At 59.7% G+C, this 13,947-nt stretch carries 18 protein-coding genes; 9 read left to right on the top strand and 9 right to left on the bottom strand.

The window, feature by feature from the left end:
* Positions 1-68: 68 nt before the first annotated feature.
* Positions 69-860, bottom strand: a complete 792-nt coding sequence (locus KHO07_RS06860) for a dienelactone hydrolase family protein (RefSeq protein WP_212626765.1) — start codon at positions 858-860, stop codon at positions 69-71.
* Positions 861-1,004: 144 nt separating this feature from the next.
* Between KHO07_RS06860 and KHO07_RS06865 the strand changes: the two genes are divergently transcribed.
* The 3 genes from KHO07_RS06865 to KHO07_RS06875 are packed head-to-tail and all read left to right on the top strand — an operon-like array spanning position 1,005 to position 3,419.
* Positions 1,005-1,343, top strand: a complete 339-nt coding sequence (locus tag KHO07_RS06865) for a hypothetical protein (protein WP_150735005.1) — start codon at positions 1,005-1,007, stop codon at positions 1,341-1,343.
* 55 nt (positions 1,344-1,398) lie between these two features.
* Entirely contained in the window at positions 1,399-2,076 is a 678-nt protein-coding gene (locus KHO07_RS06870) for a response regulator (RefSeq protein ID WP_150704900.1), read from the top strand.
* Entirely contained in the window at positions 2,073-3,419 is a 1,347-nt protein-coding gene (locus tag KHO07_RS06875) for an ATP-binding protein (protein WP_212626766.1), read from the top strand. Before KHO07_RS06870 ends, KHO07_RS06875 begins: the two co-directional genes overlap by 4 nt.
* A gap of 141 nt (positions 3,420-3,560) precedes the next feature.
* Here the strand turns inward: KHO07_RS06875 and KHO07_RS06880 are convergent, their stop codons facing one another.
* Positions 3,561-4,559 (bottom strand): AraC family transcriptional regulator, encoded by a 999-nt coding sequence (locus KHO07_RS06880; RefSeq protein ID WP_212626767.1) that lies wholly within the window; start codon positions 4,557-4,559, stop codon positions 3,561-3,563.
* Between the two features lie 51 nt (positions 4,560-4,610).
* Between KHO07_RS06880 and KHO07_RS06885 the strand changes: the two genes are divergently transcribed.
* The 3 genes from KHO07_RS06885 to KHO07_RS06895 all read left to right on the top strand — a co-directional run bounded on the left by KHO07_RS06885 (position 4,611) and on the right by KHO07_RS06895 (position 7,558).
* Positions 4,611-4,871 carry a hypothetical protein gene (locus tag KHO07_RS06885; RefSeq protein ID WP_212626768.1) on the top strand — a complete coding sequence of 87 codons (261 nt, stop codon included), beginning with the start codon at positions 4,611-4,613 and terminating at the stop codon, positions 4,869-4,871.
* Between the two features lie 27 nt (positions 4,872-4,898).
* On the top strand, positions 4,899-6,233 hold the full coding sequence (locus KHO07_RS06890; protein WP_212626769.1) for a dicarboxylate/amino acid:cation symporter: 1,335 nt from the start codon (positions 4,899-4,901) through the stop codon (positions 6,231-6,233).
* A gap of 143 nt (positions 6,234-6,376) precedes the next feature.
* A complete protein-coding gene (locus tag KHO07_RS06895) occupies positions 6,377-7,558 on the top strand; it encodes a CaiB/BaiF CoA-transferase family protein (protein WP_212626770.1) in 1,182 nt (393 codons plus the stop codon).
* 121 nt (positions 7,559-7,679) lie between these two features.
* Here KHO07_RS06895 and KHO07_RS06900 read toward each other — a convergent pair whose 3' ends face one another.
* Positions 7,680-8,174 (bottom strand): SprT family zinc-dependent metalloprotease, encoded by a 495-nt coding sequence (locus KHO07_RS06900; RefSeq protein ID WP_150704905.1) that lies wholly within the window; start codon positions 8,172-8,174, stop codon positions 7,680-7,682.
* 158 nt (positions 8,175-8,332) lie between these two features.
* On the bottom strand, positions 8,333-8,935 hold the full coding sequence (locus KHO07_RS06905) for a Yip1 family protein (protein ID WP_030131100.1): 603 nt from the start codon (positions 8,933-8,935) through the stop codon (positions 8,333-8,335).
* Between the two features lie 268 nt (positions 8,936-9,203).
* Here KHO07_RS06905 and ttcA point away from each other — a divergent pair, with 268 nt between their 5' ends.
* Both ttcA and KHO07_RS06915 read left to right on the top strand, forming a co-directional pair.
* Positions 9,204-10,028 carry a tRNA 2-thiocytidine(32) synthetase TtcA gene (ttcA, locus tag KHO07_RS06910; protein WP_075948844.1) on the top strand — a complete coding sequence of 275 codons (825 nt, stop codon included), beginning with the start codon at positions 9,204-9,206 and terminating at the stop codon, positions 10,026-10,028.
* Positions 10,029-10,175: 147 nt separating this feature from the next.
* Positions 10,176-10,850, top strand: a complete 675-nt coding sequence (locus KHO07_RS06915; protein ID WP_150735000.1) for a DNA-3-methyladenine glycosylase I — start codon at positions 10,176-10,178, stop codon at positions 10,848-10,850.
* Positions 10,851-10,948: 98 nt separating this feature from the next.
* On the opposite strand, the gene KHO07_RS06920 is transcribed toward KHO07_RS06915, so the two are convergent.
* Genes KHO07_RS06920 through arsC form a run of 3 tightly spaced genes read right to left on the bottom strand, consistent with a single transcriptional unit; the run spans position 10,949 to position 12,323 of the window.
* On the bottom strand, positions 10,949-11,374 hold the full coding sequence (locus KHO07_RS06920; RefSeq protein ID WP_212626771.1) for a DUF2069 domain-containing protein: 426 nt from the start codon (positions 11,372-11,374) through the stop codon (positions 10,949-10,951).
* A 2-nt stretch (positions 11,375-11,376) separates the two neighbouring features.
* Positions 11,377-11,973, bottom strand: coding sequence for an NAD(P)H:quinone oxidoreductase (gene wrbA / locus KHO07_RS06925; RefSeq protein WP_150734998.1), 597 nt, complete (start codon positions 11,971-11,973; stop codon positions 11,377-11,379).
* Positions 11,970-12,323, bottom strand: a complete 354-nt coding sequence (gene arsC / locus KHO07_RS06930; protein ID WP_075948840.1) for an arsenate reductase (glutaredoxin) — start codon at positions 12,321-12,323, stop codon at positions 11,970-11,972. Before arsC ends, wrbA begins: the two co-directional genes overlap by 4 nt.
* Positions 12,324-12,437: 114 nt before the next feature.
* Here arsC and KHO07_RS06935 point away from each other — a divergent pair, with 114 nt between their 5' ends.
* Positions 12,438-12,905, top strand: a complete 468-nt coding sequence (locus KHO07_RS06935; protein WP_150734997.1) for a TlpA disulfide reductase family protein — start codon at positions 12,438-12,440, stop codon at positions 12,903-12,905.
* Between the two features lie 173 nt (positions 12,906-13,078).
* On the opposite strand, the gene KHO07_RS06940 is transcribed toward KHO07_RS06935, so the two are convergent.
* Both KHO07_RS06940 and KHO07_RS06945 read right to left on the bottom strand, forming a co-directional pair.
* Positions 13,079-13,483 carry an META domain-containing protein gene (locus KHO07_RS06940; protein ID WP_150734996.1) on the bottom strand — a complete coding sequence of 135 codons (405 nt, stop codon included), beginning with the start codon at positions 13,481-13,483 and terminating at the stop codon, positions 13,079-13,081.
* The gene (locus tag KHO07_RS06945; protein ID WP_007988765.1) at positions 13,483-13,917 is read right to left on the bottom strand and encodes a hypothetical protein; all 435 of its coding nucleotides are present in this window, start codon (positions 13,915-13,917) and stop codon (positions 13,483-13,485) included. Before KHO07_RS06945 ends, KHO07_RS06940 begins: the two co-directional genes overlap by 1 nt.
* Between the last annotated feature and the right edge of the window lie 30 nt (positions 13,918-13,947).

Genomic DNA, 13,947 nt, shown 5'->3' on the forward strand with positions numbered 1-13,947 from the left:
GCGGCTGGGTAGTGCAAAAGGGCTTTTGTGGCGGGGGAGCAAGCTCCCTCGCCACAGGGTTTAGTGTGTCAGCTAAAAATCTTCTTGAAGAAGGCCTGCATGTCCGCCCACGACTTCTCATCCGCAGCCTTGTTGTAACCAATGTCCGGCCCGCCGTGATCGCCATGGCTCAAACGATCGGCATCCGGATTGCTGAAGCCATGCTTGGCACCCTCAAGGCTGACGAAGGTGTAGTCGGCGCCGGCCTTGTCCATTTCGGCTTTGAAAGCGGCGACGTTATCCGGGGTGATCATGCTGTCCTGGGCGCCATGTTCGACGAGGATTTTCGCTTTGACACTGCCCGGTGTAGCGGGGGTGTTGGTCGCCAGCGCGCCATGGAAACTCACCACGCCGGCCAATGGCACACCCTGGCGCGCGGCGTTGAGCACCACAGCGCCGCCGAAGCAGTAACCGATGGCGGCGATTTTGTCCGGATCGGTTTGCGCCTGTTTCTTCAGCAAGTCGAGCCCGGCCTGGAAGCGTGCGCTGGACGCCGCGCTGTCCTTCAACGCCGCTTGCATGAACGCCATGGCGTCCTTGGGATGCTCGGTGTTCTTGCCGTCGCCATACATGTCGATGGCCAGCGCACTGTAGCCAAGCCCGGCGAGGTCACGGGCGCGGCGCTTGGTGTAATCGTTGAGTCCCCACCACTCATGCACCACCACGATACCCGGACGCGGACCTTTGATTGCATCGTCGTAGGCGTAGTAACCGATCAATTTCGTGCCGTCGGCACTTTGGTACGGGATTTCCTGGGTCTTGATGGCGGCTTGGCTGAGGCCGCTCAAGGCCAACAACATAACAGCGAGCAACATGCGCATGGTCGAATCTCCTGTTGAAGCGTGTGAAACAGTCGGGTCGCGTTGGTTCAGCTCAGGTTCAGAGAGCGTTCAGGGGGAGTTCAGGGCACGCCGGGTAATCTTGACCTACCCAAAAAGCGAACAGCGCATGAGGAAGCTCCCTATATGACTGGCTTTAAAAATCTACTTCTGGCGTTCACTGTTCTGGGCGCCAGTGCCGCCGCCCACGCGGGCGACGATAACGTCGGCAGCCTTACCTTTGGAGAGACCAGCGGCAAAGTCAAAAAGTCCGGTGTGCTGAGCCGTTCAAGCGTTAATGTTGTGCCGGGTAGCAGCACTGCCTGGGGCGCGAGTCTGGGCCAACAAAACGTCCACTCCGGCTATTACGCAACGTACGCAAATGTGTCGGTGTCGCACAACGGCATTAAACTTCGCCATGAGGATCTCATGGGCCGCTACGATTTGTCTTATCCAATGGGGATCAGCAAGCCATCGTCATGTTAGCCATCGAGGTGCAAGTTTGTATCTCTGGAGATGTTGATTTACCCGGGAGAGCGTTATGAAACTGCTGGTTGTCGAAGATGAGGCGCTGTTGCGCCATCACCTGCAAACCCGCCTGACGGAGAGCGGCCACGTGGTCGAGTCGGTGGCCAATGCCGAAGAAGCCTTGTATCAAACCGGGCAGTTCAATTTTGATCTGGCGGTGATCGACCTCGGCCTGCCGGGCATGGGTGGGCTTGATCTGATTCGCCAGTTGCGTTCGGGGGGCAAGACGTTCCCGATCCTGATCCTCACCGCCCGGGGCAACTGGCAGGACAAGGTCGAAGGCCTGGCCGCCGGGGCCGACGACTATGTGGTCAAGCCGTTCCAGTTCGAAGAACTCGACGCCAGGCTCAATGCCTTGCTACGCCGCTCCAGCGGTTTTACCCAGTCGACCATTGTTGCCGGCCCGTTGCTGCTTGATCTCAATCGCAAGCAGGCGTCCCTCGACGAGCAACCGCTGGCGCTGACAGCCTACGAATACCGAATCCTCGAATACCTGATGCGCCATCATCAGCAAGTGGTGGCCAAGGACCGGTTGATGGAGCAGCTCTATCCGGATGACGACGAGCGCGATCCGAATGTGATCGAAGTGCTGGTCGGCCGTCTGCGCCGCAAACTCGAAGGCCCGGCAGGCTTCAAGCCGATCGACACCGTGCGCGGCCTCGGCTACCTGTTCAATGAGCGCTGCACTTGATTCGTTCTCTTCGCGTTCGCTTGATGCTCGCCGCCACACTGCTGGCGGTGTTGTTCATGCTGGCGTTGCTGCCGGCAATGCAAGGCGCGTTCAGTCTCGCCTTGCAGGACTCCATCGAACAGCGCCTGGCGTCCGATGTGACGACGTTGATTTCTGCCGCCCGGGTTGAGAACAACAGCTTGCAGATGCCGGCGCAATTGCCCGACGAGCGCTTCAATCTTACCGACAGCCGTTTGCTCGGCTACATCTTCGACCGCGAAGGACGTCTGGTCTGGCGGTCGAAGGCCACTCAGGAAGAACACATCAACTACAAGCCGCGCTACGACGGGCGCGGCAACGAGTTCGCGAGAATCAGTGAGGCCAACGGCGAGGAATTCTTCGTCTATGACGTCGAGGTCAAACTGCTGGGAGGCAAGAGTGCGGCGTTCAGCATTGTTGCCCTGCAACCGGTGCGCGAATACGTAGTCACCCTCGAAGGCCTGCGGGAAAACCTCTACCTGGGCTTCGGCGCGGCGTTGCTGGTGCTGTTGGCGTTACTGTGGTTCGGCCTGACCTGGGGTTTGCAAGCCTTGCGTAGGTTGAGCCAGGAACTGGACCAGATTGAAGGCGGCACCCGCGAAAGCCTCAGCGAAGAGCATCCCCGGGAACTGTTGCGTCTGACCGGCTCGCTCAACCGTTTGCTGCACAGCGAGCGCGAACAGCGCAGCCGCTATCGGGATTCCCTGGATGATCTGGCACACAGCCTGAAAACGCCGCTGGCGGTGTTGCAAGGCGTCAGTGAAGACATGGCGCAACGCCCGGAAGATCGCGATCAGGCGTGGGTGCTGCAAACCCAGATCGAACGCATGAGCCAGCAGATCAGCTACCAGCTGCAGCGCGCCAGCCTGCGCAAAAGCGGCCTCGTACGGCATCAGGTGCGCCTGCGGCCGGTGCTGCAAAGCCTGTGCGACACGCTGGACAAGGTTTACCGCGACAAACGTGTGCGGGTGGCCTTCGATCTGCCGCAAGAATGCTTCGTGCCGATCGAGCAGGGGGCCTTGCTGGAAATGCTCGGTAACTTGCTGGAGAACGCCTATCGCCTGTGCCTGGGCGAAGTGCGCATCAGCGTGCGGGAATCTCTCATCGGTATCGAGTTGTGCGTCGAAGACGACGGCCCCGGCGTGCCGATGGACCAGCGTGCGCGGATTCTCGAACGCGGCGAGCGACTGGATCGACAACATCCCGGGCAGGGCATCGGCCTGGCGGTGGTCAAGGACATCATCGAAAGCTACAACGCCAAATTGACCTTGGGCGATTCACCCATGGGCGGCGCGGCGTTCCGGATTCATTTTCCGGTGGTTTGACCGGCAGATCGTTACTGCACTTGCTGGCCCCATCGCGGGCAAGCCCGCTCCCACAGGTTTTGTGAACGCCACAGATCACTGTGGGAGCGGGCTTGCCCGCGATGAGGGTGGTTTGAGCACCGAAAAAGTCGAGTCTGAAGCTCAATTTTCTTGCGCGCGATACGCCCCTGGCGTCAACCCCGTCCACTTCTTGAACGCCCGGTGAAACGCCGAAGGCTCGGAAAACCCCAGTTGCTCGGCAATCTGTTGCAATGACAGGTCCGCGCGGCTCAGGTGATAAATCGCGATGTCCCGACGCAACTGATCCTTTAGTTCCTGAAAACTGGTGCCTTCTTCACGCAGATGCCGACGCAGCGTTTGCGGGCTGATGTGTAAATGCGCGGCCACGGCGTCGAGGTCCGGCCAGCGAGCGCTGTCGCGGCTGAGCAAGCGGCGCAATTGACTGCTCAGACTGTTGCCGTCGTCCGGGCGTGACAGCAAATCGGCCGGCGAGTGTTCGAGAAAATGCTTGATGGTGCGTTCGTCCTGCAACAGCGGCATGTTCAGGTAGCGGCTGTGAAATAGCAGGCTGCTCTGATCCTCGGAAAACGTTAACGGGCAGGAGAACAGTAAGTCGTACTCGGCGCCGTGTTCCGGTCGCGGGTAACTGAATGCGGCCTGCTCCAGGCGAATCCGCTGGCCGATCAGCCAGCTGCCGAAGCGATGCCAGATCACCAACAAGCTCTCGCTGAGAAAATGATCCGGGTCCCAGAGCTGCGAATCGTCGAGGCTCAGGCGGATCATCTCGTCTTCGCGCGTCAGGGTCAGGCGCGGGGCGTCGGGGAACAGGCTATAAAACAACAAACCACGACTCAGCGCCTTCTCCAGGTTACGGCAGTGGATCACCGCATGGCACATCATGGCGAAGCTGCCCGGCTTGCTGGGGCCGCGTCCGAAACCCAGGTATTCGTCGTCCAGTGCCAGCCACAAACCCTGAATCAGTCGGGTGAACTGTTCAGGGGCAATGCGCGCGCGCGGCTCGTCGAGCAACTCGGGACTGATCGCCAATTGTTGCAACAGACTCGAATAGTCCAGGCCACGACGTTGCGCGCCACCAAGAACGGCGCGGGCGAAGTGACTGGCGATGGTGCGTTCGCGCATAGCGGGCAAATCCGTCCATTGAGCGACGGATGGTAGCTGCGGTTCCAATCGATGAACAAGGCGGATATCCGCCAAATTGCAGGACCTGATTTGTTTGAAGGGCGGAAATCCGCCATCACGCTTCAATTGCGCAATGACAAGGCACGACCGGCAACCCTTGATATCAAAAGGCTTGCGGGTGTTTCCACGGAGGTGGCACGGGCTTTGCGATACAACGAGCAGAGGCCTGCCGTCGCGCAGCTCGAAAAAACAAATCCCTCCAGTGCAGGAGGGTTCGCAATTGAGGTGTCCCGGGCAACAGATGGATGTTGACTGCGCGCACTCTTGAGGAACTTTGCAATGACGACTCGTCAGCCACTGTACAAATCCCTGTATTTCCAGGTGATCGTTGCAATTGTCATCGGTATTTTGCTCGGTCACTACTATCCACAGCTCGGTGTGGCCGTAAAGCCGCTGGGTGACGGGTTCATCAAACTGATCAAAATGATCATCGCCCCAATCATCTTCTGTACGGTTGTCAGCGGTATCGCCGGCATGCAGAGCATGAAGTCGGTCGGCAGGACCGGTGGTTACGCGTTGCTTTACTTCGAAATCGTTTCGACCATCGCGTTGCTGGTGGGCCTGGTCGTGGTCAACATCGTGCAGCCAGGCAATGGCATGCACATCGACGTGAGCACGCTGGATGCTTCCAAAGTCGCTGCCTATGTGTCGGCCGGTGCTGACCAAAGCGTCGTTGGCTTCCTGCTCAACGTGATCCCCTCCACCATCGTCGGCGCGTTCGCCACGGGCGACATCCTGCAAGTGCTGATGTTCTCGGTGATCTTCGGTTTCGCCCTGCATCGCCTGGGTGCCTACGGCAAGCCGCTGCTGGACTTCATCGATCGTTTCGCCCACGTGATGTTCAACATCATCAACATGATCATGAAGCTCGCGCCAATCGGTGCCTTCGGTGCCATGGCGTTCACCATCGGTGCCTACGGTGTCGGCTCGCTGGTGCAGTTGGGTCAACTGATGATCTGCTTCTACATCACCTGCCTGCTGTTCATCCTGATCGTGCTGGGCGGTATCGCACGCGCTCACGGCTTCAGCATCCTGAAAATGATCCGCTACATCCGTGAAGAACTGCTGATCGTGTTGGGTACTTCCTCTTCGGAATCGGTACTGCCGCGCATGCTGATCAAGATGGAGCGTCTGGGTGCGCAGAAATCCGTCGTGGGTCTGGTGATCCCGACCGGTTACTCGTTCAACCTCGACGGTACTGCGATCTACCTGACCATGGCGGCCGTGTTCATTGCCCAGGCAACTGACACCCACATGGACATCACCCATCAAATCACCCTGCTGGTGGTGTTGCTGCTGTCCTCCAAAGGCGCTGCTGGCGTGACCGGTTCGGGCTTCATCGTACTGGCTGCCACCCTGTCCGCCGTGGGCCACCTGCCGGTTGCCGGCCTGGCGTTGATCCTCGGTATCGACCGCTTCATGTCCGAAGCCCGTGCCCTGACCAACCTGGTGGGTAACGCCGTGGCGACCATCGTCGTGGCCAAGTGGGTCAAGGAACTGGACACCGACGTGCTGCAAGCCGAGCTGGCCTCGGGCGGTCGCGGTATTGCCGAAGAGCCTAAAGACGACGTTCTGGGCCACGCCGACGAGGCCGTCCCGGTTAACGCCAAGTAAACCTGCTGCAATGAAAAACCCGCTTCGGCGGGTTTTTTTCTGCCTGCGACCTGAGCGCAACGGTCAGCGTCACTGGCACATAAGGTTATTGCCCCTGAGCGTCCGGCTGCCTAGTCTGGGAGCATCATTCAGGGAGAACATCCATGCTCGGTCCACTGGCATCACTCAAGGTTCTGGATTTCTCGACGCTGCTGCCGGGGCCGTTCGCCTCATTGTTGCTGGCGGACATGGGCGCCGAAGTGTTGCGCATCGAGTCGCCGACCCGCATGGACCTGCTGCGCGTGCTGCCGCCCCATGACCAGGGTGTATCGGCCAGCCATGCCTACCTCAACCGCAACAAGCGTAGCCTGGCGCTGGACCTCAAGCAGCCTGATGCACTGGCGGTGATCAAACAGTTGCTGCAGGACTACGACATCGTGCTGGAGCAGTTTCGCCCCGGTGTCATGGAGCGTTTGGGGCTGGGCTATGAAGCCTTGAAGGCGATCAACCCGAAGCTCATCTATGTGTCGATCACCGGCTATGGCCAGACCGGCCCCTACAAGGACCGCGCCGGCCATGACATCAATTACCTGGCGCTGGCCGGGCTGGCGAGCTACACCGGCCGCGCCGACAGCGGACCGCTGCCTCTGGGGCCGCAGGTGGCGGATGTCGCCGGAGGTTCGCTGCACGGGGTGATCGGCTTGCTGGCGGCGGTGATTGCCCGGCAGCAAACCGGGCAGGGGCAGCACCTGGATGTGAGCATGACCGATTGCGCCTTCAGCCTGAACGCCATGGCGGGCGCGGGGTATCTGGCCTGCGGTGTCGAGCCGGGCCGGGAAGACCAAGTGCTCAATGGTGGCAGTTTTTACGACTATTACCGCTCGCGGGATGGACGCTGGTTGTCGGTGGGCAGCCTGGAACCGGCGTTCATGAAGCAATTGTGTGTGGCGCTGGGCCTGGAAGAGCTGGCGAGCCTCGGGCTGTCGCCACAACCGGCGCAGCAGAAGAAGCTCAAGGAGGCGTTGAAGGTCGAGTTCGAGAAGCATGACTTTGCCGAACTCTGCGCGTTGTTTGCCGAGTTGGATGCTTGTGTTGAGCCGGTATTGAGCGTGGGGGAGGCGCTGCGGCATCCGCAGTTGCAGGCGCGGGAGCTGGTCACCCAAGTGCCGCGTGGCGATGGGTCGCATCAGGCGCAGATGGCGTGTCCGCTGAAGTTTTCAGAGGGATTGCCGGAACCTCGGCACATTGGCGCGGCGTTGGGGGAACATACGGATCAGGTGTTGGGGGAGTTGGGGTTTAGTGCGCAGCGGATAGAAGAGTTGCGGCGGGCCAAGGTGGTTCTTTAGTGCCTGATAAATAGCAATCGCCAGCAGGCTGGCTCCCACAATGGATCTATGGTGGACCGTTGATCCCCTGTGGGAGCCAGCCTGCTGGCGATGAGGCCAGTGCAGCCACACAAACGCCCAGCTACTCGACCCGCATTTCCCCACTGAACACCAATGTATTGCGGCAGCGCCGGCACAAGTACCGACGGCCCTGCCGCACCAGCCCATGGCGCTGTGACGAAAAGGGAAAATCACTGTCGGGGCACGGGCATTTGTAGATGTAGCGGGTCACGCTGCGGCGCTTGACGTCGTAGGTGTGGCAGCGATTGGGCGGCAGTTCGTAAACGCCGCGCATGATCAATTGCCACTCTTCGCCGTGGGGCTGGATGCGGTCGCCGAACAGTTGATGAGCAATCAGATGCGCGACTTCATGGGCCACGGTCTGCTTGAGGAAATCTTCAGTGTTTTCCCTGTACAACTGCGGGTTGAAGCGCAGCAGATTCTCGTGCAAATGCGCGACACCGGCTTTTTGCCCGCGCAGCTTGAGGCTCACCACGGGGCGTTTGAAAGGTCGTTTGAAAAAAGATTCGGCTTGTTGGAAACAGTCTTCGACGCGGGTATTGAGTTGCTCGGGCATGCTTGATGGATCTCCAGAGACGTCGAGTATGCCGCAACCCTCGGGCCTTGCGAATCGTTTGAGCGCCGAATGGTCGTTGCGTTTCTCCTGGCAGATGCATCAAAAGGCCGCCTTGCGGCGGCCTGTGTCGGCAGATCTGATTATTAGGGGGGGTGTTGCTAATTCGTATAGACCGGCCCCACGCCGAGTCCCCAGACAATGACTGTAAACGCCATGATGGCCACCAGCACGACCAGGCCTACGGCGAGTACCGAACTGGAAAACAGAAAGCCCTCGTCAGATGGAATGTTCATGAACGTCGGTAGGCCGACATACAACAGGTAGACCGTGTAGCAAATCGCCGCGGTGCCGACGATCATCCCCAGCCACATATGCGGGTACAGCGCCGCCAGGCCGCCGATGAACAGCGGTGTCGCGGTGTAGGTCGCAAACGCTACGCAGCGGGCCAGGCTGGGATTGGCGTCATAGGTGCGAGCCATCCAGTGGATGAACGCGCCCATCACCGCAACGCCACCGAGCATCGCCAGGTACGACATGATCGTCATCCATAGCGCACTTTCCATGGTCAACATCACTGGCGCTCGATTACCGATCACCCAGCCGACCTGCGTGGTGCCGATAAACGCCGACACGGCAGGGATCGCCGCCAGAATCAGGGTGTGGGTCAGGTACATGTGGCTGATGCTTTCCTCCTGGTCGCCACGGATTTCTTTCCATTCTTGGTCAGGGTGGGTGAAGAGCCCCACTACGTGATGGATCATGCCAGTCACTCCTCTTTTATTACCGTCGCCCCCCAGTGGAGCGCCTACGGGCCAATGCGGCCCAGCAAGTCATAGGTCTGAATTCGAATGCGACCTTATGTCGCAGTATAGAAAGGAGTTAACCGCACAAGGAGAGAGGGCTTAGAGCAAATTGCGCTGTAAAGAGGTGGGGTAATCGCGGAAGTGTCTGTGGGACTCAGGGACTTCGCCCTTGGGGCGTTTTTGCGTAAAATGCCCGCCTTTCGTCACACCTCACGGATTTCGCGTCATGGGCACTCTTACGGTCAACCAGAACAAACTGCAAAAGCGCCTTCGCCGTCAGGCCGGTGAGGCTGTTGCCGATTTCAACATGATTGAAGACGGCGACAAGGTCATGGTCTGCCTGTCCGGCGGCAAGGACAGCTACACCATGCTCGACGTGCTGATGCACTTGCAGAAGGTCGCGCCGATCAAGTTCGAGATCGTGGCCGTGAACATGGACCAGAAACAACCGGGTTTCCCCGAGCATGTGCTGCCGGCCTACCTCAAAGAGCTGGGCATCGAATATCACATCGTCGAAAAAGACACCTATTCGGTGGTCAAGGAACTGATTCCCGAAGGGAAAACCACCTGCTCGCTGTGCTCGCGCCTGCGTCGCGGCACGCTGTACACCTTCGCTGACGAAATCGGTGCGACCAAAATGGCCTTGGGTCATCACCGCGACGACATCGTCGAGACCTTTTTCCTCAACATGTTCTTCAACGGATCGCTCAAGGCCATGCCGCCAAAACTGCGCGCCGATGACGGGCGCAACGTGGTGATCCGCCCGTTGGCCTACTGCAACGAAAAAGACATCCAGGCCTATTCCGACCTCAAGCAGTTCCCGATCATCCCGTGCAACCTCTGTGGTTCCCAGGAAAACCTGCAGCGCCAGGTGGTCAAGGAAATGCTCCAGGAGTGGGACCGCAAGACACCGGGGCGCACCGAGAGCATTTTCCGCAGCTTGCAGAACGTGATCCCGTCGCAACTGGCGGACCGCAACCTGTTCGACTTCACCAACCTCAAAATCGATGAAACGGCGGCTTCGCGCTTCGTCAACGTGGTCAACCTCTAACCGTAATCACTGTAGGAGCCAGCCTGCTGGCGATGGCGGTGTGTCAGGCACATTATTGTTGACTGACACCCCTTCATCGCCAGCAGGCTGGCTCCCACAGGTTTTGTCACAAGTTGGCCGTTCATTTTTCAATCCCCAGGAGAGGGCATGCGCGATTACAAGTGGCTGAATGAATACTGCTTGAACCGTTTCGGTTCGGCGGCTGAACTGGAAGCCCATCTGCCCGTTCCAAAATCTGCGGCACAATTGCGCAAGATCAGCGATGACCGTTACCTCTCGACCATGGCTTTGCGCGTGTTCCGCGCCGGGCTCAAGCACAGCCTGGTAGACGCCAAGTGGCCGGCCTTTGAAGAGGTATTCTTCAAGTTCGACCCGGAAAAAGTCGTGTTGATGAGCGCCGAACACCTGGAGCGCCTGATGCAGGACGCGCGGATTATCCGCCACCTGGGCAAGCTCAAGAGCGTGCCGCGCAATGCGCAGTTCGTGCTGGACGTGGCCCATGAGAAGGGCAGTTTCGGTGCCATGATCGCCGACTGGCCGGTGACCGATATCGTCGGGCTCTGGACCTTCCTGAAAAAGCGTGGCCATCAATTGGGTGGTCTGTCGGCGCCGCGTTTCCTGCGCATGGTGGGCAAGGACACGTTTGTGCCGAGCTACGACGTGGTCGCGGCGTTGAATGCGCAGAAGATCGTCGACAAGGTGCCGACCAGTCTGCGCGACCTGGCGTTGGTGCAGGATGTGTTCAACCAGTGGCACGAACAAAGTGGCGGGCGGCCGATGAGCCAGATTTCGATGATGCTGGCTTATACCGTCAATCATTGAGACCGAGTTGTGATCAATCGCCAGCAGGCTGGCTCCCACATTGGATCTGTGCCGAACAAGTCCCCTGTGGGAGCTAGCCTGCTAGCGATTGCAATCTGTCAGGCGACGGAGATTTCGCCCTCGCCAGCCAATTTGCGGTTCAGCTGATACCGCCACCGCACGTACAGCAAAGCCGAACAGAACACCGCCAGGCTCGCGGCCATCTCCAACACCCCGAAGATCTGCCGGTTCGGGTCATACGCAGCCAATGCGCCCTTGATGAAATACAGGTTCACGACGAAACACATCCAGGAATGCCCTCGGGCGTTGCCGACAATCATCCCCGGTGCGAGCAACAGCAGCGGCACCAGCTCGATCAGCAAAATCACCCACGGCCGGGCGCCGTGCAGGTCGGCGACCATCAGGTAGTAAACGCAGAGCAATCCCACCAGGCCAAAGAAGCACAGCAGGCTGATGACGCGCATCGCCTTGACGCGCGGTTCGAGCCATTCGATGGCGGGCAGAATCTTCGGCTTCTTGGCCACCCTTAGCCCTCCAGCTTCTGAGCTGTCTTGGCCAGGCGCATGCCCAGCGCGCGGCACAACGCGATTTCGTGTGTGTCCAAGCCGCTTTTTCCATCGGCCCCGGCGTGGTGGCTGGCGCCGTATGGCGTGCCACCGCCTTGGGTTTCCAGCAAGGCCGATTCGCTGTAGGGCAGACCGGTGATCAGCATGCCGTGGTGCAACAGCGGCAGCATCATCGACAGCAGGGTGGTTTCCTGGCCGCCGTGCAGGCTTGCCGTGGACGTGAACACGCCGGCCGGTTTGCCCACCAGCGCGCCGGTCAGCCACAGGTTACTGGTGCCATCGAGGAAGTACTTGAGCGGCGCCGCCATGTTGCCGAAGCGGGTTGGGCTGCCGAGGGCCAGGCCGGCGCAGTTTTTCAGGTCGTCGAGGCTGGCGTAGAGCGCGCCCTCGTCCGGAATGTCCGGTGATACTGCTTCGCACTCGGTGGAAATGGCCGGCACGGTGCGCAACCGCGCTTCCAGGCCGGCCTGTTCGACACCGCGGGCAATTTGCCGGGCCATTTCATTGGTCGAGCCACTGCGGCTGTAATACAAAACCAGAATGTAAGGCGCACTCATGGCAAGAGTTCCAGAATCTGCTCCGGTGGACGGCCGATCACGGCTTTGTCGCCGACTTCGAGAATCGGCCGCTCCATCAGTTTCGGGTGGGCGGCAATGGCGGCGATCAATTGCGCTTCGCCGAGGCTGCTGTCGGCGAGGTTGAGTGTCTTGTACTCGTCCTCGCCGGTGCGCAGCAGTTGCCGGGCACTGATCCCGAGTTTGCCCAGCAGGCGCTGGATTTGCGCGGCGTCGAGCGGAGTTTCCAAGTAACGGACCACGGTCGGGGTCAGGCCACGGGCTTCGAGCAATTCGAGCGCACCGCGGGATTTCGAGCAGCGCGGGTTGTGATAAAGCGTCAGATCGGTCATGAGCGGGTCGCATCTTGCGTAAGGTGGCGGCTATTCTAACTGTGCAGCGCGTAATCCAGAACCTTGGGAGGCGATGGGTCGCAGGCGCAATCAATTTTTGATAAGGAACACGACATGACAAGGCGACTGGCAGCAGCATTGACGATCATTGGGGCGTTGATGCTGGGGGGCTGCGGTAACGACTTCGGGACCGATCAGAATGGGCAGAAGGTCGCCGCCGAGCGTCTGGACGGTAAATGGCTGGTGCTCAATTACTGGGCTGAATGGTGCGGACCGTGCCGTACCGAAATCCCGGAACTGAACGCTTTGGCCGATCAACTCAAGGACAAGAAGATCGGCGTGTTCGGGGTCAACTTCGACAATGTGCAGGGCGAGGAACTGAAAAGCGCCAGTGAGAAACTCGGAATCAAATTCACCGTGCTGGCCCAGGACCCTTCCGAGGTGTTCGAGTTGCCGCGCAGTGAAGCACTGCCGGTGACCTATATCATCGATAACAAGGGCAAGGTGCGCGAGCAGTTGATGGGCGAGCAGACAGCGGCGGGGGTGATGGCGAAGCTGGAGGCGTTGCAGGCTAAAAACTGATGTTAACGACGTGAGTTTTTCTGGCGAGGGAGCTTGCTCCCGTTCGACTGCGCAGCAGTCACAGAACCGTTTTGCACGGTGAGCCTGACAAAATGAGGTGACCGGGTTCAGGGCTGCTTCGCAGCCCAGCGGGAGCAAGCTCCCTCGCCACAGGTGTTAATTGGGGCAGGGGATCAACCCTCTTCAAGCCACCAGCGCAGCGGCTTGCCTTCGGCCGGCCAGAAACGCATCTGCTCGATGGACGAGACGTCCCAGCGCTGCACGTTCTCCAGCGCCTGAAGGAAGCGTTTTTCCTGCTCCATCAGTGCCGGCGCGCAGAGTTTGCGGGTGCTGCCGATTTTGCCGAAGCTCAGCTTGTTGCCTTCCAGCGTGTAAGGCGCGAACCAGTGGTTGCAGCCGCCGTTACCGTAGGCGCGACCATCTTCGCCGAGGGTGATGGTCAGGTGGCTGTAATCCATCAATGGACGTTCACCGATCCATTCCAGAATGTAGCTGCGGTTTTGTTGCAATTGCACCGGATCGGCAGCGCAGCCCATCAGGCTTGCGCCGACCATGGCGGTCAGAGCGAGGCGTTTCATCACGCAGGCTCCTGGCATTTCGGGCACAGGTGCTTTTCGCCAACGGTGGTCCAGCCCAATTCGGCAATCCGCGCGGTGGCGGCAGGCTTCTCAGCCTTGTTGCCCAGCTTGGCGTCGACCGCGAACTCGAAGCTCAGCTCTTTCGCACAGCTGTCGCAGTTGACCTGCCAGGTGTGGATCGCCAGTTCGCCGAACACCGGGCCACTGGCCACCGCGACCCATTGGCCGGGCGGATTGATCAAGTGGCGAACCGTTTCGACGGTCAGGCGCATGGACAAGTCCTTGGCGCCCTTGAGGGTCACTACCAACACGTCGTTATTACGAATCGAGCCGCCGTTGCCGGTGACTTGATAACGCCCCGGCACCAGGGCGCGGCATTCGGTGAGGGTGTGTTGCGGGTTCATCAGGCTGTAGCGGAAATCGTGTTCGACCATGGGTCCTCCAAATATGCGCGATATGCTAGC

Origin of the sequence: Pseudomonas sp. PP3 (assembly GCF_905336995.1) — a bacterium.
GTDB lineage: Bacteria > Pseudomonadota > Gammaproteobacteria > Pseudomonadales > Pseudomonadaceae > Aquipseudomonas > Aquipseudomonas reinekei.

What these genes read in the sequence shown, in the direction of transcription:
- KHO07_RS06860 (WP_212626765.1), bottom strand. Translation starts at nt 860, where the DNA reads ATGCGCATGTTGCTCGCTGTTATGTTGTTGGCCTTGAGCGGCCTCAGC.
- KHO07_RS06865 (WP_150735005.1), top strand. Translation starts at nt 1,005, where the DNA reads ATGACTGGCTTTAAAAATCTACTTCTGGCGTTCACTGTTCTGGGCGCC.
- KHO07_RS06870 (WP_150704900.1), top strand. Translation starts at nt 1,399, where the DNA reads ATGAAACTGCTGGTTGTCGAAGATGAGGCGCTGTTGCGCCATCACCTG.
- KHO07_RS06880 (WP_212626767.1), bottom strand. Translation starts at nt 4,559, where the DNA reads ATGCGCGAACGCACCATCGCCAGTCACTTCGCCCGCGCCGTTCTTGGT.
- KHO07_RS06885 (WP_212626768.1), top strand. Translation starts at nt 4,611, where the DNA reads ATGAACAAGGCGGATATCCGCCAAATTGCAGGACCTGATTTGTTTGAA.
- KHO07_RS06890 (WP_212626769.1), top strand. Translation starts at nt 4,899, where the DNA reads ATGACGACTCGTCAGCCACTGTACAAATCCCTGTATTTCCAGGTGATC.
- KHO07_RS06895 (WP_212626770.1), top strand. Translation starts at nt 6,377, where the DNA reads ATGCTCGGTCCACTGGCATCACTCAAGGTTCTGGATTTCTCGACGCTG.
- KHO07_RS06900 (WP_150704905.1), bottom strand. Translation starts at nt 8,174, where the DNA reads ATGCCCGAGCAACTCAATACCCGCGTCGAAGACTGTTTCCAACAAGCC.
- KHO07_RS06905 (WP_030131100.1), bottom strand. Translation starts at nt 8,935, where the DNA reads ATGATCCATCACGTAGTGGGGCTCTTCACCCACCCTGACCAAGAATGG.
- ttcA (WP_075948844.1), top strand. Translation starts at nt 9,204, where the DNA reads ATGGGCACTCTTACGGTCAACCAGAACAAACTGCAAAAGCGCCTTCGC.
- KHO07_RS06915 (WP_150735000.1), top strand. Translation starts at nt 10,176, where the DNA reads ATGCGCGATTACAAGTGGCTGAATGAATACTGCTTGAACCGTTTCGGT.
- wrbA (WP_150734998.1), bottom strand. Translation starts at nt 11,973, where the DNA reads ATGAGTGCGCCTTACATTCTGGTTTTGTATTACAGCCGCAGTGGCTCG.
- arsC (WP_075948840.1), bottom strand. Translation starts at nt 12,323, where the DNA reads ATGACCGATCTGACGCTTTATCACAACCCGCGCTGCTCGAAATCCCGC.
- KHO07_RS06935 (WP_150734997.1), top strand. Translation starts at nt 12,438, where the DNA reads ATGACAAGGCGACTGGCAGCAGCATTGACGATCATTGGGGCGTTGATG.
- KHO07_RS06940 (WP_150734996.1), bottom strand. Translation starts at nt 13,483, where the DNA reads ATGAAACGCCTCGCTCTGACCGCCATGGTCGGCGCAAGCCTGATGGGC.
- KHO07_RS06945 (WP_007988765.1), bottom strand. Translation starts at nt 13,917, where the DNA reads ATGGTCGAACACGATTTCCGCTACAGCCTGATGAACCCGCAACACACC.